The 17696-nt window shown below is 55.9% G+C and carries 16 protein-coding genes; 13 read left to right on the top strand and 3 right to left on the bottom strand.

Going from position 1 to position 17696, the window contains the following annotated elements:
- Positions 1-23 precede the first annotated feature (23 nt).
- On the bottom strand, positions 24-1052 hold the full coding sequence (gene mtnA / locus ACKWMY_RS12700; protein WP_409486387.1) for an S-methyl-5-thioribose-1-phosphate isomerase: 1029 nt from the start codon (positions 1050-1052) through the stop codon (positions 24-26).
- Positions 1053-1194: 142 nt separating this feature from the next.
- Between mtnA and mtnK the strand changes: the two genes are divergently transcribed.
- Positions 1195-2394: an S-methyl-5-thioribose kinase gene (gene mtnK, locus ACKWMY_RS12695; RefSeq protein WP_309206038.1), complete on the top strand. Its 1200-nt coding sequence runs from the start codon at positions 1195-1197 to the stop codon at positions 2392-2394.
- Positions 2395-2469: 75 nt separating this feature from the next.
- On the opposite strand, the gene fadE is transcribed toward mtnK, so the two are convergent.
- A complete protein-coding gene (gene fadE, locus ACKWMY_RS12690; protein WP_024483640.1) occupies positions 2470-4926 on the bottom strand; it encodes an acyl-CoA dehydrogenase FadE in 2457 nt (818 codons plus the stop codon).
- 256 nt (positions 4927-5182) lie between these two features.
- On the opposite strand from fadE, the gene lpcA reads away from it, so the two are divergent.
- Both lpcA and ACKWMY_RS12680 read left to right on the top strand, forming a co-directional pair.
- On the top strand, positions 5183-5764 hold the full coding sequence (lpcA, locus tag ACKWMY_RS12685) for a D-sedoheptulose 7-phosphate isomerase (protein WP_021181931.1): 582 nt from the start codon (positions 5183-5185) through the stop codon (positions 5762-5764).
- A gap of 84 nt (positions 5765-5848) precedes the next feature.
- Complete coding sequence (locus ACKWMY_RS12680; RefSeq protein ID WP_024528984.1) at positions 5849-6649, top strand: class II glutamine amidotransferase; 801 nt, start codon at positions 5849-5851, stop codon at positions 6647-6649.
- On the opposite strand, the gene dpaA is transcribed toward ACKWMY_RS12680, so the two are convergent.
- Positions 6587-7357: a peptidoglycan meso-diaminopimelic acid protein amidase gene (gene dpaA / locus ACKWMY_RS12675; RefSeq protein ID WP_024528983.1), complete on the bottom strand. Its 771-nt coding sequence runs from the start codon at positions 7355-7357 to the stop codon at positions 6587-6589. The two genes, ACKWMY_RS12680 and dpaA, sit on opposite strands and share 63 nt — an antisense overlap.
- A gap of 673 nt (positions 7358-8030) precedes the next feature.
- Between dpaA and ACKWMY_RS12670 the strand changes: the two genes are divergently transcribed.
- The 10 genes from ACKWMY_RS12670 to ACKWMY_RS12625 all read left to right on the top strand — a co-directional run bounded on the left by ACKWMY_RS12670 (position 8031) and on the right by ACKWMY_RS12625 (position 17677).
- Positions 8031-9380 carry a Na(+)-translocating NADH-quinone reductase subunit A gene (locus ACKWMY_RS12670; protein ID WP_409486386.1) on the top strand — a complete coding sequence of 450 codons (1350 nt, stop codon included), beginning with the start codon at positions 8031-8033 and terminating at the stop codon, positions 9378-9380.
- A 3-nt stretch (positions 9381-9383) separates the two neighbouring features.
- Entirely contained in the window at positions 9384-10625 is a 1242-nt protein-coding gene (locus tag ACKWMY_RS12665) for an NADH:ubiquinone reductase (Na(+)-transporting) subunit B (protein ID WP_024528981.1), read from the top strand.
- Positions 10615-11409: a Na(+)-translocating NADH-quinone reductase subunit C gene (locus ACKWMY_RS12660; RefSeq protein WP_074030679.1), complete on the top strand. Its 795-nt coding sequence runs from the start codon at positions 10615-10617 to the stop codon at positions 11407-11409. Before ACKWMY_RS12665 ends, ACKWMY_RS12660 begins: the two co-directional genes overlap by 11 nt.
- Positions 11402-12031 carry an NADH:ubiquinone reductase (Na(+)-transporting) subunit D gene (locus tag ACKWMY_RS12655; protein WP_024528979.1) on the top strand — a complete coding sequence of 210 codons (630 nt, stop codon included), beginning with the start codon at positions 11402-11404 and terminating at the stop codon, positions 12029-12031. The genes ACKWMY_RS12660 and ACKWMY_RS12655 overlap by 8 nt, the downstream gene beginning before the upstream one ends.
- Before the next feature lie 6 nt (positions 12032-12037).
- Positions 12038-12634 carry an NADH:ubiquinone reductase (Na(+)-transporting) subunit E gene (gene nqrE / locus ACKWMY_RS12650; protein ID WP_021181925.1) on the top strand — a complete coding sequence of 199 codons (597 nt, stop codon included), beginning with the start codon at positions 12038-12040 and terminating at the stop codon, positions 12632-12634.
- Positions 12635-12649: 15 nt separating this feature from the next.
- Positions 12650-13873 carry an NADH:ubiquinone reductase (Na(+)-transporting) subunit F gene (nqrF, locus tag ACKWMY_RS12645; RefSeq protein WP_024483648.1) on the top strand — a complete coding sequence of 408 codons (1224 nt, stop codon included), beginning with the start codon at positions 12650-12652 and terminating at the stop codon, positions 13871-13873.
- A gap of 24 nt (positions 13874-13897) precedes the next feature.
- Positions 13898-14911: an FAD:protein FMN transferase gene (locus ACKWMY_RS12640; protein WP_233169401.1), complete on the top strand. Its 1014-nt coding sequence runs from the start codon at positions 13898-13900 to the stop codon at positions 14909-14911.
- Between the two features lie 5 nt (positions 14912-14916).
- Complete coding sequence (nqrM, locus tag ACKWMY_RS12635; protein WP_074030683.1) at positions 14917-15144, top strand: (Na+)-NQR maturation NqrM; 228 nt, start codon at positions 14917-14919, stop codon at positions 15142-15144.
- Positions 15145-15515: 371 nt separating this feature from the next.
- Complete coding sequence (gene dinB, locus ACKWMY_RS12630) at positions 15516-16574, top strand: DNA polymerase IV (protein ID WP_409486385.1); 1059 nt, start codon at positions 15516-15518, stop codon at positions 16572-16574.
- An 89-nt stretch (positions 16575-16663) separates the two neighbouring features.
- On the top strand, positions 16664-17677 hold the full coding sequence (locus ACKWMY_RS12625; RefSeq protein WP_199061379.1) for a hypothetical protein: 1014 nt from the start codon (positions 16664-16666) through the stop codon (positions 17675-17677).
- Positions 17678-17696 lie beyond the last annotated feature (19 nt).

The following is a 17696-nucleotide window of genomic DNA, read 5'->3' as shown; positions in this document are numbered from 1 at the left end:
GGGTTGGGGTGAGGGGCAAAAAGTTATGCCAATGCGCGCTGGAAAATCCCGTCGGCAACCTGCTCTGGCGTAATGACGCCGCTATCCAACACCCAGCCGCTGATTAGCGCCGCAGGAGTCACATCAAATGCCGGGTTGTAGGTTGGCGCATTGAGCGGTGCCCACTGGCAGGAACCAAAGCTGCCGCTGACGCCGGTGATTTCTTCGGCCGCGCGCTGTTCGATAGGAATGGCTGTGCCGTTGGGGCAGTGAGGATCGTGCGTGGTATGTGGGGCGGCCACGTAAAACGGAATACGGTGGTAATGGGCCAGCACCGCCAAGCTGTAAGTACCGATTTTATTGGCCACGTCACCGTTGGCCGCAATGCGGTCTGCGCCTACCCAGACGGCATCGACCTGGCCCGTAGCCATCAGGCTGGCGGCCATGGAATCGCAGATTAAGCGGTAAGGAATGCCCAGCTCTCCCAGTTCCCAGGCGGTAAGGCGGCCCCCTTGCAGCAACGGACGAGTTTCATCGACCCAAACCTGGGCGATCTTGCCTTGCTGATGTGCACGAAGCAGAACGCCAATCGCCGTGCCCACGCCCGCCGTCGCCAGTCCCCCGGTGTTGCAATGGGTGAGCAGGTGACTTCCCGGTTTCACCCACTCGGCCCCGTTATCGGCGATGCGATCGCACAGGGTTCGATCCTCCTCGACCAGGCGCAGCGCTTCCTCGGTCATCGCGCTCACCCAATCCGGCTGAGCCAAAGCCTGCTTCATACGATCCAGATTGTTCATCAGGTTCACCGCCGTCGGGCGTGAGGCGCGAAGTGTCTGTAATGCCTGCTCCAGCTCAGCCTGCGACAGGCCACGCTCGGCCAACAGGGCGAGCAGCAGGCTGGCAGATAGCCCGATCAACGGTGCGCCGCGCACCCGCAGGGCGCGGATATGCCCAACTAATTCGTCCACGCTGTCGCAGGGCAACCAGCACTTTTCCTGCGGCAAAGCTTGCTGGTCGAGGATTTGGAGGCGGCTGTCTTGCAGGCTCAGGCTGGTGGTGTTAAGTGCTTGCATCAGTGGTTAAATCCTTGTGTGTTTCTTATTGCATCTGTGAACCCATTCTGCCAACATGACATCCGGATGTATAGACGTCCAAACGCTTTTGCGGCTAAAAATAAAAAATCATCGCTATGGGAAAGAACAGAGGGGTTGGGGGATGTCACAATATCGTACGTTTACTGCTGCCGATGCCGTTGAATACGCGCGCCAATATGGGCAACTGGCCGATCCACAGGCGTTGGTAAGTGCCGATGAGATCGGTGATGGCAATCTGAACCTGGTCTTTAAAATCCGTGATGCTGACGGCGTCAGCCGGGTGGTAGTCAAACAGGCGCTGCCGTATGTACGTTGCGTGGGGGAATCCTGGCCGTTGACGCTGGATCGGGCGCGTATCGAAGCGGAAACGCTGCTGATCCACGGGGCGCTGTGCCCACGCCACACGGTGCAGGTGCTGCATCACGATCCTGAGCTGGCGGTGATGGTGCAGGAAGATCTCTCTGATCATCACATCTGGCGCAGCGAGCTTGTGAAGGGGCGCTACTATCCGCTGGCCGCCGGGCAACTGGCAGAATACCTGGCGCAAACTCTGTTCCACACCTCTGATTTTTACCAGACCGCACAGCTGAAAAAGGCAGAAGTCAGCCGTTTCACCAATCCGGAACTGTGCCAGATCACCGAAGATCTGTTTTTCAGCGATCCTTACCAGGATCATGAGCGTAATCAGTTTGACGAGGCGCTGTTGCCGCAGGTACTGGCACTGCGTGATGACGCGGCGCTGAAGTTGGCGGTGGCCGGGCTGAAACATCGCTTCCTGAGCAAGGCTGAGGCTTTGCTGCACGGCGATATTCACAGCGGATCGATATTTGTAGCTGAAGGCAAGTTGAAGGCGATCGACGCCGAGTTTGGCTTCTACGGGCCGATCGGCTTCGATATTGGCACTGCGCTGGGTAATCTGCTGCTGAACTATTGTGGGTTACCAGGGTTGTTCGGCCCGCGTGATGCGGCGGCCGGGCGTGAGCAGCGGTTGCAGGATGTGCGTGAGCTGTGGCTGATCTTTGCCGATCGCTTTCTGGCGTTGTGCCATCAACATAGCCGTGACGCAACGCTGGCGCTGCCGGGCTATGCCGAGCAGTTCCTGCAACAGGTATGGACAGATGCGGTGGGTTACTGCGGTACGGAGCTGATACGCCGTACTATCGGGCTGGCGCACGTGGCCGATCTGGACAGCATCACCGATGCGGAAATGCGCGCCGAGTGTCAGCGCAACGCCCTTAATCTGGGGCGCGCGCTGATCGTCAACGCGCCGCACATAGAACACATCGATGCCTTGCTGGCGCGTATCCGCCAACATGGTTGAGCCAATCTGAATCTGCAATGAGAAAGGGGCGATCCTTAACGGTATCGCCCCTTTGGCATTTACGGCCGCTGAACGTTATGCAGCTTCAGTCTGCTGCTGGCGTTTTTCCAGCTTTACTGGCTTTACCGGCTGCTGCGCCGCCAGCGCGTCTGGCGCAAAGTCATCAACGTTGATTGAACGCAGACGGCTCTCTTCCGCTTTCACCAGGATCTTGGCTTCGTCGGCGCTGATTTTGCCTTCATCCAGTGCACGCTGTGCCAGACGGTCCAGACGGGTGAACGGCAGGTTCTTACCGGCTTGCTTGCACAGGCGCTGGTGGATAGGTTCTGCGGCAATCACGTCCAGCAACGCGGCTTCCAGCAGGCCAACCGGGTTATGCTCGCTTGGCGTCAGGTATTGACCACGGCCAAGGCGGCTACGGGTGGCTGAAGGCTGTTGGATAATCTTCGCCAACTGGTGGTCCAGCTTATCCGAAGGTGCGGTATGCACGCGGCCGAATGGGAACACCACCAGGCGCATCACCCCGGCGATAAAGCGGTTCGGGAAGTTGCGCAGCAGGTCGTCCAGCGCTTGCTCTGCCTGATTCAGGCTGTCTTGTACGCCCCAGTGAACCAGTGGCAGATCTTCTTTCTGACGCCCTTCATCTTCAAAGCGTTTCAGCGTGGCCGAGGCCAGGTACATCTGGCTCAGCACGTCACCCAGGCGGGCAGAGATACGCTCGCGGCGCTTCAGGCTACCGCCCAGCACGCCCATGGAAACGTCAGACAGCAACGCCAGGTTGGCGCTCAGACGGTTTAGCTGCTGATAGTAGCGGCGTGTAGCGTCTTTGGTTGGCGTGCTGCTGGTGCGGCCATTGGTCAGGCCGAGCCACAGGCTGCGCATTTTGCTGCTGCCGACGTGGCCGAGGTGGCCGAACAGCGCCTGGTCGAAGCTGTGCAGATCGTTGTTCTGAGCGGCTGCCATTTCGGTCAGTACATAAGGATGGCAGCGGATCGCCCCCTGGCCGAAGATCATCATGGTACGGGTCAGGATATTGGCACCCTCTACCGTGATGGCGATCGGTGCGCCCTGGTAGGCACGGGCCAGGAAGTTGGCTTCGCCCAGCATGATGCCTTTACCGCCGGTGATATCCATCGCATCAATGATGGCCTGTTGGCCACGGTGGGTACAATGGTATTTGACGATGGCGGACAGCACCGCAGGTTTTTCGCCCTGCATCAACGCATAGGTGATCAGCGACGCGGCGGCATCCATCACGTAGGTGTTACCGGCAATACGTGCCAGCGGCTCTTCAATCCCTTCCATCTTACCGATAGAGATTTTGAACTGGCGGCGAATATGGGCGTAAGCGCCTGTCGCCAACGCCACGGATTTCAGGCTGCCGGTGGAGTTGGACGGCAGAGTGATACCACGGCCAACCGACAAGCATTCAACCAGCATCCGCCAGCCTTGACCGGCCATTTTTGGCCCGCCAATGATGTAATCGATCGGCACGAACACGTCGTTGCCGCGGGTTGGGCCATTCTGGAACGGCACGTTGAGCGGGAAGTGACGGTTGCCGATCTCTACCCCTGGGGTGTTGGTTGGGATCAACGCACAGGTGATGCCGGGGGATTCGTTATCGCTCAGCAGGCGGCTTGGGTCATGCAGCTTGAAGGCCAGCCCCAGCACGGTGGCAATCGGTGCCAGGGTAATGTAGCGCTTGTTCCAGGTCAGGCGCATGCCCAGCACCTGTTTGCCTTGCCATTCGCCCATGCATACGGTGCCTACGTCCGGGATGGCCCCGGCGTCGGAACCCGCTTCTGGGCTGGTCAGTGCGAAGCAAGGAATTTCGTCGCCGCGCGCCAGGCCTGGCAGGTAGTGATCTTTCTGCTCTTCAGTGCCGTAATGTTGCAGCAGCTCGCCTGGGCCGAGGGAGTTAGGCACGCCGACGGTGATCGCCAGAATACCTGAGACACCCGCCAGCTTTTGCAGGACGCGGGCCTGAGCATAAGGGGAGAATTCCAGCCCGCCGTACTCTTTTTTGATGATCATCGCAAAGAAGCGGTGTTCTTTCAGATAGGCCCACAGCTCCGGCGGCAGATCGGCCAGTTCGTGGGTGATCTCGAAGTCATTGGCCATGCGGCAGGCTTCTTCTACCGGGCCATCGATAAAGGCTTGCTCTTCTTCCGTCAGCTTAGGCTGCGGATAGTTGTGCAGCTTGTTCCAATCCGGTTGGCCACGGAACAGATCGCCTTCCCACCAGGTGGTCCCGGCATCGATGGCTTCTTTTTCCGTGGTGGACATTGGCGGCATCACTTTGCGGAAGGCGCGCAGTGCTGGGGCAGAAAGCAGCGAGCGGCGCAGCGAAACGATGTTCAGCGGCAGCAGCACGATTGCCAGCGGTACCAGCATCCAGTAGGTCCAAAGGCCGATAGCGCCCATGGCCGCCGTAAAGGCCAACAGCAGCAGACTGCTGAGAGCCAGGTTCACTCGGTGATAAAACACCACACCAATGAGTGCGAGTAGAACAACGATACTAAGAACCATCATAAGAAGCTCCGAAGTAGTAAGAGGTCTGACCTGTTGTGTATATCTAATGGTTTTAGTTCATACCCATTTTTTTATCAATGTATTTACACTTTAATTACAACTTAAGTCACAAACTGACAGCATCAATTGTCAAAAAATCGCCGGGGCGGTTCACACTAGCGCTGTTTGCGTCGCAACGCTTCTAGGTTTTTCTGCAATCCGTTACACTGCGAGACGAAAGATTGACGATGCCACCGCAAAACAAGAGGCGATCTCTATGTACCACGATTTAATTCGCAGTGAACTGAATGAAGCGGCTGATACTTTGGCGAAATTCCTCAGCGATGATGCCAACATTGATACCATCCAACGCGCGGCAGTGCTGCTGGCGGATTCCTTTAAAGCCGGCGGGAAAGTGATCTCCTGCGGTAACGGTGGCTCGCATTGTGATGCGATGCACTTCGCGGAAGAGCTGACTGGCCGCTACCGTGAGAATCGCCCGGGCTATCCGGCCATCGCGATTTCTGACGTTAGCCATCTGTCCTGCGTCAGCAACGATTTTGGCTATGAGTACGTGTTTTCCCGTTATGTAGAATCCGTAGGCCGCGAAGGCGACGTGCTGTTGGGGATCTCTACCTCGGGCAACTCTGGCAACATTATCAAAGCCATTGAGGCGGCTCGCGCCAAGGGGATGAAAGTGATCACCCTGACCGGCAAAGACGGTGGCAAAATGGCCGGTAGCGCCGACGTGGAAATCCGCGTACCGCACTTTGGCTACGCCGACCGTATCCAGGAAATCCATATCAAAGCGATCCACATCTTGATCCTATTGATCGAAAAAGAGATGGTTAAGGCTTAACGGCGAGATCAGCATTAAATATAGGGCGTGGCATCAAGCTGCGCCCTTATACCAATGTCAGTAGTCCTCAAGGGGTGGCAATCGATGTGTGAACTGCTCGGGATGAGCGCCAACGTACCAACCGACATCTGCTTTAGCTTTACCGGGCTGGTACAGCGCGGTGGCCGAACCGGGCCACATAAAGATGGCTGGGGCATTACCTTCTATGAAGGCAACGGTTGTCGCACATTCAAGGATCCCCAACCCAGCTTTAATTCACCTATTGCCCGCCTGGTGCAGGAATACCCGATCAAGTCCTGTGCCGTGGTCTCCCACATCCGCCAGGCTAATCGCGGTGAAGTGGCACTGGAAAATACCCATCCCTTTACCCGTGAACTGTGGGGCCGCAACTGGACTTACGCTCACAATGGGCAACTGAAAGGCTATCGCCAACTGGCGACCGGCAACTTCCGCCCGGTAGGGCAGACCGACAGTGAATATGCCTTCTGCTGGCTGTTACATCAGTTGGCGCTGAAATACCCTCGCACTCCCAGCAACTGGCCAGCCGTGTTTCGCTATATAGCGTTATTGGCCGATCGGCTCAGAGAGAAAGGGGTGTTCAATATGCTGTTGTCAGATGGGCGCTTTGTGATGGCCTATTGCTCCACCAATCTTTATTGGATCACCCGGCGAGCACCGTTTGGCAAAGCCACCTTGCTCGATCAGGATGTAGAGATTGATTTTCAGCGGCAGACCACGCCGGATGACGTGGTCACGGTCATTGCAACCCAACCGCTGACGGGCAATGAAACCTGGCACAAGATAGCACCAGGCGAGTTTGCCTTATTTCACTACGGTGAGCGGCTGGCTACGGGCGAACGGGTTGGTGTTCGTCTCAAGCGTTGAGGCATATTGAGTCGGCTGGGCGCTATTCATGACCGGCTGTGCCATCACGTATTGGCCGTTGGCCACGCTAACCATCGGTGGCTGGCGGTTTTTGACGAAGTAGTCATACCCCGGTTTCAACTGACGCCAGAAGCTGATGTAGGTTGAAGAACGGTGGCGTTGCAGGTTCTGTTCGGTCATGCGGAACGGATAAATGCTGATATCCACCCGGCTTTGTCCGTGAGCAAACGCCGCTTCAACGTAACGATAGATATCGTCCATATAGGCGTTGGTCATCGCGTAGCAACCAATCGATTTACATTCCCCGTGGATCATCAGATAGGCACCGGAATATCCCTGCGCTTTATCGTAATCATTAGGGAAACCGATGTTGATGGCGCGATAATATTTGCTGTCTGGTTTCAGATGGCGGGTGTCGACGCTATAAAAGCCTTCGGGGCTTTTAAAATCCCCTTCACGGCGCTTTGGGCCAAGCCCTCCGGAGAAGTTACAGATAGAGAAACTATTCACCAGGCGGAATTCGTTGCCCATCTTGGCGTACAACTCCAGCTTGCGCTCTTCTTTGAATATCTGGATATAGACCGGTGAACCTAATAACTGCTGTGCAACCAACGGGGCCTGGGGAGCCGGGGCTGGCTCACTGGCGCTGCACGCCGTGATCAGCGGCGTACAAAATAGCATCGCAAACAACAGCGCGATTTTGCTCATTATTAATTTATCCTGCTTATATTTATTTGCTGGCATATCCCCGTCGCCTTTCAAGCTGCAGCGTTGTTACCTGCGCTTGTTCACCCCAGTCACTTACCTAAGTAAGCTCCTGGGGATGAACAAGCTAGTCGCCTAGCTGCAGCTTGAAATTCATAGGGGATAAAAACTAATGTAGCCAGCATGCCACTGACGAGATTTCGTATTTAACCCCGTCAGATTACCAGCGTGTTGTTTTTTAGCAATATGCGAAGTGTATAAAAAAACTACAATCCTCGGTAAAAGTGAAATGAACCCACGTTTTTAACGAGTAGTGTCAAGAGATAACAGGTGTTTAATTGCATTTCCTCGACTCAGGTCACTAGATAGCACGGAAAAATTCTGTCGAAAATGTTAATATCTTGCCCATGCTGCATCGTTATTAATCGGTAATCAGTACAGGGATATTGTGTGAAATAGCAACAATTCCGCCATCGTTGATAGCAATGTTTTAACAATATGCGGTATTGGCTTAATCATTGGCCTGGATGTCGGCGGTCAGTGTGAATATTCAAGTTGGGCATGAGGTCATCGTGTTCATCCGGAGGGGGCTAGGGCCACCTCATCATCCTGCATGCTTTGTGCCTGCCTCTGGGTTGGTTAGGCGTGTGAAAATTAAAAACATCGTATAAATCCTATGATCAAAATAAAAAAAGGGTTAGATCTGCCAATCGCTGGGGCGCCTTCGCAGGCGATCCAGGATGGTCCAGCGGTCACGCAAGTGGCGCTGCTAGGCCAGGAATATGTTGGTATGCGCCCCTCCATGTTGGTACAGGTTGGCGATCGCGTTAAAAAAGGCCAGGCGCTGTTTGAAGACAAGAAGAACCCTGGGGTTTTCTTCACGGCACCGGCCAGCGGGCAAATCGCCGCAATCAATCGCGGCGAACGCCGCATGTTGCAATCGGTGGTGATTGACATCGACAACGGCGGCGAAGAGCAGGTGGAACTGGCCTATTATCAGCAGGCCGATTTGCCGATGTTGGAGCGCCAACAGGTTGAAAGCGATCTGATCGCCAGCGGCCTGTGGACCGCACTGCGTACTCGCCCATTTAGCAAAACCCCCCGCCCAGGTACCTCACCGCGCGCTATTTTCGTCAGCGCTATCGATACCCAGCCGCTGGCAGCGGATCCGTTGGTGATTATCAACGAGCAATTGGCGGCATTTAATGCCGGGCTGACGGTATTGGCACGCCTTACAGACGGAAAGGTACGCGTCTGCCACGAAGCGGGTACGCGGCTGGATACGGCTGCTGGCGCGCAGATTGATTACAGCGAGTTTGCTGGCCCGCACCCTGCGGGGCTGGTGGGCACGCATATTCACTTCCTGGAGCCGGTTAGCCTGAAGAAAACCGTTTGGCATATCGGTTATCAGGATGTGATCGCCATCGGCACCCTATTTACTACCGGCAAGCTGGATACCCGGCGCGTGGTCGCTCTGGCGGGGCCACAGGTGGAACAGCCGGTGCTGCTGCGCACCCGTTTGGGGGCTAGCCTGGATCAACTGACAGCGAGCCGCCTGAAGGCCGGTGAGAACCGTGTGATTTCCGGCTCGGTGCTGAGTGGTTTCCATGCCAGCGGCCCGAGTGCCTGGCTTGGCCGTTTCCACAACCAGGTGTCGGTATTGCTGGAAGGCCGGGAGAAAGAGTTGTTCGGCTGGATTGCTCCGGCATCGGACAAGTTCTCCATCACCCGCACCACGCTGGGCCATTTCCTCAAGCACAAGCTGTTCGCTTTCTCCACCACCACCAACGGCGGTGAGCGTTCGATGGTACCGATCGGCAATTACGAGCGGGTGATGCCGCTGGATATTCTGCCGACCCATCTGCTGCGCGATCTGCTGGCGGGCGATACGGACAGTGCCCAGGCGCTGGGCTGTCTGGAGCTGGATGAAGAAGATCTGGCGTTGTGTACCTTCGTTTGCCCCGGCAAGTATGAATATGGCCCGGTGCTGCGCGAAGTGCTGACCAAGATTGAGCAGGAAGGATAACCGATGGGCCTGAAGAATTTTTTTGACAAGATTGAGCATCACTTCACGCCGGGCGGCAAGCTGGAAAAGTGGTACCCGCTGTTTGAAGCGACGGCGACGGTGTTCTATACCCCAGGCACAGTAACGCGCGGGGCTTCGCACGTTCGTGATGCCATCGATCTGAAACGCATGATGATCCTGGTGTGGTTGGCGGTGTTCCCGGCCATGTTCTGGGGCATGTATAACGTTGGGCAGCAGACCATTCCTGCATTGCACCATCTCTACAGCGGCGATCAGCTGCAACAGGTGCTGGCGGGGGACTGGCATTACTGGCTGGCTCAGATGCTGGGGGCAACGCTCGGCACCGATGCTGGCTGGATCAGCAAGATGGTGCTCGGTGCGACCTACTTCGTGCCGATCTACGCCGTAGTATTCCTGGTGGGCGGCTTCTGGGAAGTGGTGTTTGCGATGGTGCGCAAACATGAGATCAACGAAGGCTTCTTCGTTACCTCCATTCTGTTCGCCCTGATTGTGCCGCCAACCCTGCCGTTATGGCAGGCCGCGCTGGGCATCAGCTTTGGTGTCGTGGTCGCCAAGGAGATCTTCGGCGGTACCGGGCGTAATTTCCTCAACCCGGCGTTGGCGGGGCGTGCCTTCCTGTTCTTTGCCTATCCGGCGCAGATTTCTGGCGATCTGGTGTGGACGGCGGCAGACGGCTTTTCCGGTGCGACACCGTTAGCGCAATGGAGCGTCGGCGGAGTTCACAGCCTGACCAACGTCACCACCGGCCAGTCCATCAGTTGGATGGATGCATTTATCGGTAACATCCCTGGTTCGATCGGGGAAGTCTCAACCCTGATGATCCTGCTAGGCGGGGCGATTATCCTGTTTGGCCGTGTCGCTTCCTGGCGCATCGTGGCCGGTGTGATGATCGGCATGATCGCCACGGCATATCTGTTCAATGCCATCGGCTCTACCACCAATCCGATGTTTGCCATGCCTTGGTACTGGCATCTGGTGCTGGGCGGCTTTGCCTTCGGTATGGTGTTTATGGCTACCGACCCGGTTTCCGCCTCGTTTACCAACAAAGGGAAGTGGTGGTACGGCATCCTGATCGGCGTGATGTGCGTGCTGATCCGGGTGGTCAACCCGGCCTATCCGGAAGGCATGATGCTGGCGATCCTGTTCGCCAACCTGTTCGCACCGCTGTTCGATTACCTGGTGGTGCAGGCTAACATCAAGCGGAGAAAAGCACGTGGCGAATGAATCTAAAAATGACAGCATTGGCAAAACGCTGCTGGTAGTGCTGCTGCTGTGTCTGGTGTGTTCTGTAGTGGTCGCGGGTTCTGCCGTTGGGCTGCAATCCAGGCAGCAAGAACAGCGGTTGCTGGATAAGCAGCGCAACATCCTGGACGTAGCCGGTTTACTGCAACCGGGGATGACTGGCGAACAGGTGAAAGCCACCTTTAGCAAGCGCATCGAACCGCGTTTGCTGGATCTGGACAGCGGCGAGTTTGTGCCTGGCGATGCGGCCGCCTTCGATCTGGCCGCCGCGCTACGCAGCGATGCCAAGAGCCGGGCGTTGACCGCCGAGCAGGATCTGGCCGGCATCCGCCGCCGTAGCAATGAGGCTGAAATCTACCTGGTGCGCAACGAAAGCGGCGCGGTGGACAAGATTGTGCTGCCGGTTTACGGCACTGGTCTATGGTCGATGATGTACGCCTTTGTTGCGCTGGATGCCGATGGCAATACGGTACGCGGGTTGAGTTTCTACCAGCACGGCGAAACCCCGGGCCTGGGCGGCGAGATCCAGAACGCCAGCTGGCGCGCGCAGTGGATCGGCAAGCAGCTGTTTGATGACAACGGCAACCCGGCTATCCGCATTGTGAAGGGCGGAGCGCGGCAAGGTGATATCCACGGTGTGGATGGCCTGTCCGGCGCGACGCTGACCGCTAACGGCGTACAGCATACGTTTAATTTCTGGTTGGGCGAGTATGGCTTTGGCCCATTCCTGCAGAAAGTCCGTGAAGGAGCGCTGAAAAATGGCTGATTCCAAAGAGGTTAAACGGGTCCTGTTGGGGCCGCTGTTTGACAATAACCCGATCGCGCTGCAGGTGCTTGGCGTCTGTTCGGCGCTGGCGGTGACCACCAAGCTGGAAACGGCGGTGGTGATGACGATTGCGGTCACCCTGGTCACCGCGTTTTCCAGCTTCTTTATTTCGCTGATCCGCCACCATATCCCCAACAGCGTGCGCATTATCGTGCAGATGACGATCATCGCCTCGCTGGTGATCGTGGTCGATCAGTTGCTGCGTGCCTATGCGTTTGAAATCTCCAAACAGCTTTCGGTATTCGTCGGGCTGATCATCACCAACTGTATCGTGATGGGTCGCGCCGAGGCGTATGCCATGAAGTCACCGCCGATTGAGAGTTTCATGGACGGTATCGGCAACGGCCTGGGCTACGGCGTGATCCTGATCCTGGTGGGCTTCCTGCGTGAGCTGGTCGGTTCGGGCAAACTGTTTGGCATTACGGTGCTGGAAACGGTGCAGAACGGCGGCTGGTATCAGCCCAACGGCCTGTTCCTGCTGGCGCCGAGTGCGTTCTTTATCATCGGCCTGCTGATTTGGGGACTACGTGCCCTCAAGCCAGCGCAGATAGAAAAGGAGTAACCGCCGATGGCTCACTATATCAGCCTGTTTGTGCGTGCGGTGTTCGTTGAGAACATGGCGCTGGCGTTCTTCCTGGGGATGTGTACCTTCCTGGCGGTGTCGAAGAAGGTCTCGACCTCGTTTGGCTTGGGGATTGCCGTGACGCTGGTACTGGGGATCTCGGTACCGGTCAACAACCTGGTCTATAACCTGATCCTGCGTGACGGGGCGCTGGTGGAAGGCGTCGATCTGAGCTTCCTCAACTTCATCACCTTTATCGGCGTGATTGCGGCGCTGGTGCAGATCCTGGAGATGATCCTCGATCGCTTCTTCCCGGCGCTTTACAACGCCCTGGGGATCTTCCTGCCGTTGATCACGGTGAACTGTGCCATTTTCGGCGGCGTGTCGTTCATGGTGCAGCGTGATTACAACTTTATGGAATCCGTGGTGTATGGCTTCGGCTCCGGCACCGGCTGGATGCTGGCGATTGTTGCCATGGCGGGGATCCGTGAAAAACTGAAGTATGCCGATGTGCCAGCCGGGTTGCGTGGCCTGGGCATTACCTTTATTACCACCGGATTGATGGCATTGGGCTTTATGTCGTTCTCCGGCGTCCAGTTGTAAAGGCAGGAAGCATTTATGGAAATTATTTTAGGCGTGGTGATGTTTACCTGCATCGTGATGGTGCTGGCGTTACTGATCCTGTTTGCCAAATCCAAGTTGGTGAACACCGGTGACATTGCCGTTGAGGTTAACGGCGATCAAGACAAAAGTTTTACCGCCCCCGCAGGGGACAAGCTGCTGAATATGCTGTCCAGTCAGGGGATCTTTGTTTCCTCAGCCTGTGGCGGCGGCGGTTCCTGCGGCCAGTGCCGGGTGGTGATCAAAGAGGGCGGCGGCGATATTCTGCCAACCGAGCTTTCTCATATCAGCAAGCGTGAAGCCAAAGAGGGCTGCCGCCTGGCGTGCCAGGTTAACGTGAAGCAGAACCTGAAAATCGAGCTGCCGGAAGAGATCTTCGGCGTGAAGAAATGGGACTGCGAGGTGATCTCCAACGATAACAAAGCCACCTTTATCAAAGAGCTGAAGCTGCGCATTCCTGACGGGGAAGATGTGCCTTTCCGCGCCGGGGGCTTTATCCAGATCGAAGCGCCCGAGCATGAAGTGAGCTATGCCGATTTCGACGTGCCGCAGGAGTACCGTGGCGACTGGGATAAATTCAATCTGTTCCGCTATCGTTCGGTCGTCAAAGAACCGACGGTGCGCGCCTATTCGATGGCCAACTATCCCGATGAGAAAGGCATCATCATGCTCAACGTGCGTATTGCTACGCCGCCGCCGAGCAACCCGGACGTGCCGCCGGGCATTATGTCTTCCTATATCTGGTCGCTGAAGGCGGGGGATAAGGTGACCATCTCCGGGCCGTTTGGTGAGTTCTTTGCCAAAGACACCGACGCCGAGATGATCTTTATCGGCGGAGGGGCCGGCATGGCGCCGATGCGTTCCCACATCTTCGACCAGTTGAAGCGCCTGAAGTCGAAGCGCAAAATCACCTTCTGGTACGGTGCGCGTTCCTTGCGCGAGATGTTCTACGAGGACGACTTCAACCACCTGCAGGAAGAGAATGAAAACTTCACCTGGCATGTGGCGCTCTCCGATCCGCAGCCCGAAGATAACTGGACGGGCTACACCGGCTTTATTCATAATGTCCTGCTGGAAAATTATCTGCGTAACCATCCAGCGCCGGAAGATTGTGAATTCTATATGTGTGGGCCGCCGATGATGAACGCGGCGGTGATCAAAATGTTGAAAGATTTGGGTGTGGAAGATGAAAACATCATGCTCGATGACTTTGGCGGTTAAATGCGAGCAGCAGGCGGCGATGGAATGAAGGCTTGGATGATGGTGGTGGCGCTGGCCACCGCAGTGTTACTGACCGGTTGTGAGCCGAAACAGGAAAACCTCAAGGGTAAAACCATGGGGACGTCGTACTCGATCAGTTATCTCCCTGGGGACGGAACGCCTTCGCTGGCAACGCTGCAAGCGGAGATCGACAAACGGCTGGTACAGGTCAACGATCAGATGTCGACCTATCAACCTGATTCCGAGTTGAGCCGCTTTAACGCCAGCCGGGAAGTGGGCAAACCTTTCCCGGTTTCTGCTGCCACCACGGAAGTGGTGCTGGAAGCGCTGCGCATTAACCGTGTGACCGACGGCGCGCTGGACGTGACCGTCGGGCCGCTGGTGAACCTATGGGGTTTTGGCCCAGAAGGGCGGCCTGATAAAGTGCCGAGCGTCGCCGAGCTGGAACAGCGCCGCAACTGGACGGGGATCGACAAGCTGTCGGTAGAAGGCAATGCGCTGGTGAAACGTATTCCTGAGCTGTATGTCGACCTCTCTTCCATTGCCAAAGGCTACGGCGTTGATGCGATTGCTCAGTATCTGCAATCACAGCACGTCGCAAACTACATGGTTGATATTGGTGGGGAGGTCCGCACCCGTGGCCATAACGGCGAGAAGAAACCCTGGCGCATTGCCATCGAACGGCCAAACGCCGGGGGGGAGCAGCAGGCGCAACTGGTGATCGAGCCGGGTGAGATGGCGATGGCCACCTCCGGGGATTACCGAAACTACTTCGAGCAGGACGGAGTGCGCTATTCTCATACTATCGATCCGCTCACCGGTAAACCGATCCACCACAATTTAGTGTCGATCACGGTGATCAGCCCGCTGTGTATGACGGCGGACGGCCTTTCTACCGGGTTAAACGTGATGGGGCCGGAGCGGGGTATGGCGCTGGCCAACCTGCTGGGGATCCCGGTGTTTATGATCGTGAAAACCGCCAAGGGGTTTGAAGAACGTTATTCCGATGCGTTCAAACCCTATCTGAAGAAAGGGTAGACGCTATGTTGACGATGTTTGCTGCATCCTTTGTGCTGTTTCTGCTGGTGGTGGGCGGGATGTCGCTGGGCTATGTGTTCAAGCGTAAAACCTTGCAGGGTAGCTGTGGTGGCATTACCGCGCTGGGGATGGAGAAGGTCTGTGACTGCCCGGAGCCTTGCGATGCGCGCAAAAAGCGCATGGCCAAAGAAGCACAGCGCCGAGAAATGCTGGAAAAACATCGGATCCTCTAGCCACACAGGTTTTCCATGTAGGGGCTCTGCACGGCCCCTCACCCCAACCCTCTCCCAATGTACATACCGAGTGCCTCATGAACACTTGTTTGGGGAGAGGGGGCTAGTGCGGAGTTGTGGTCAGGTGCCGGAGCTAATTTGTGGCACGTTCGGTCCCCTCTCCCAATGTACATACCGAGTACCTCATGAACACTTGTTTGGGGAGAGGGTCTAGTCCGGAGTTGCGGTCAGATGCCGGAGCTAATTTGTGGCACGTTCGGTCCCCTCTCCCTGTGGGAGAGGGTTAGGGTGAGGGGCGTCACTAGTCTACACTCTCCATATTGAGCTTTTAATAATTGGCTGTATACTTATACAGTGTTATTGGAGGCGCGATGCGTAAAATCATTCATGTCGATATGGACTGCTTCTTCGCAGCGGTAGAAATGCGCGACAACCCCAGCCTGCGCGATATCCCGCTGGCTATCGGTGCCAGCGCCGATCGGCGTGGCGTGATCAGCACCGCCAACTACCCGGCGCGCCGTTATGGCGTGCATAGCGCCATGCCGACCGCCACGGCGCTCAAGCTCTGCCCGCACTTGACGCTGTTACCGGGCCGCATGGCGGCCTATAAAGAAGCCTCGCAGCATATCCGTGAAATCTTTGCCCGCTATACCCCGCTGATAGAACCGCTCTCTCTGGATGAAGCCTATCTGGACGTGACCAACAGCACCCAATGCAACGGCTCTGCCACCCTGATCGCCCAACAGATCCGCCAGGACATTGCCGCTGAATTGAACCTGACCGCCTCGGCGGGCATTGCCCCGATCAAATTCCTCGCCAAGATAGCCTCCGAGTTGAACAAGCCAAACGGCCAATACGTCATCACACCGGCCCAGGTGCCCACTTTCTTGCAGCAACTGCCGCTGAGTAAAATCCCCGGCGTGGGCAAGGTCACCGCCAAACGGTTGGAAGAGGTTGGATTAATCACCTGCGCCGATGTGCAGAACTATAATCTGGCCGATTTGTTAAAGCGCTTCGGCAAATTTGGCCGGGTGCTGTGGGAACGCTGCCAGGGTATCGATGAGCGTGAGGTGTCTCCCGATCGTTTACGCAAGTCGGTAGGGGTCGAGCGAACGTTGGTAGCCGATATTCATGAGTGGGAAGATTGTGAGGCGTTGATCGTTGAAAAGCTCTACCCAGAGTTAGAGATGCGGCTGCGCAAGGTCAAACCGGATCTGCATATCGCTCGCCAAGGGGTAAAACTGAAGTTCCAGGATTTCCAGCAAACTACCCAGGAGCACGTTTGGCCAGTGCTCAATATTGAGGATTTGCTCAACGTTGCCCGTCAGGCATGGCAGGAGCGGAGGGAAGGGCGTGGTGTGCGCCTGGTTGGCCTGCATGTAACGCTGCTCGATCCTCAGTTGGAACGGCAGTTGGTACTGACGTGGTGATATTAAAATCGGGTGTGTTTAGTGCACAGCCGTAGGTACAATCGTTGGCAGTTCTTTGGGATTAAGACATTCAACGGGAAGAGTTAAAAATGGACGTGATTCAGCAAAAACCGGCCAAAAGATGGACATGGGCCGATTTACAAAGCAGCTATCGATTTTGGGGCCTGGTAGTTTATTTCACCGCGATTGTGACTAGCCAATATCTCTTTAATGCCTATTCGGCACTCTATATCCGGCAAACTGCAGATTTACCGATCTCGATGATTGGGGTCGCAGTTGGATTACAACAGGTTGGCATGCTGTTTGGAGCTTTGTTGGCCTGGATGGCCAGCCGGATGAAAAGTTATTATTTACTGTATCTCTTTAGCGGGTTGTATTTGTTTGGCCTGTTTTTGTTCTGCTTTCATACCAGCAATCACTTTTTGATGATAACGGGAGAGGTCCTGATAGGGATGGGGCTTGGGGCTATCATGCTGATCGTTCCGGCCTTTATCGCGGGGGCAGTTGGCAGCGTAGAGGCATTTGTGCTGTCATTTGGCCTGATGGTGACGTTAAAAATGGTGTTTGGCTCATCCATGATGGCGATAGCCGGATGGCTTTTTGATATGGAGCGGTTATTTTCCAGCCCTGAGAACTTCTTTACCCTGCTATTGGTCCCCGTCATTATCGGGACTCTGTTCCTGCTGCCGATTAAGGCCTGTTTATTTAATTGCGAACCGCCTGTGCGGCAAGCAATACCACAGCCGGTCAAATACCGCGATCCTGCCGTGACTTTCCTGCTGTTCTTGGTGCCGTTTTACAATATCTACTGGTTGGTAAAAATCCATGGGGAGATCAGAAATTACACCCAGTCCGCGGCTCTGCTAACGCCCAGAGGGGCTGGATGGTCAGCTTTTATTACCGCCTTTGTCACGCCGGTGATATTTTCCACACTTAACGACAATCTACGCGCCATCATTGAAAGCCATGGGCAAACCGCAAGGTATAAAACCTGGCTGATTATCCTGTTTGCTTTCCTGTTACCACCTGTTAGTGCGGCGTTGATACAGTCGCAGATGAATGAAATCAACGGCAATCTGAAGCGAGAAGAACAACTGTCATAAGGAAAAATGGGCCCAGCTT

It is taken from the genome of Serratia sp. J2 (assembly GCF_046269175.1).
In the GTDB taxonomy this organism is placed as follows: domain Bacteria; phylum Pseudomonadota; class Gammaproteobacteria; order Enterobacterales; family Enterobacteriaceae; genus Chania; species Chania fonticola_C.
Note: the sequence above shows the minus strand (reverse complement) of the source record. Positions and strands in the feature narration are given on the sequence as shown.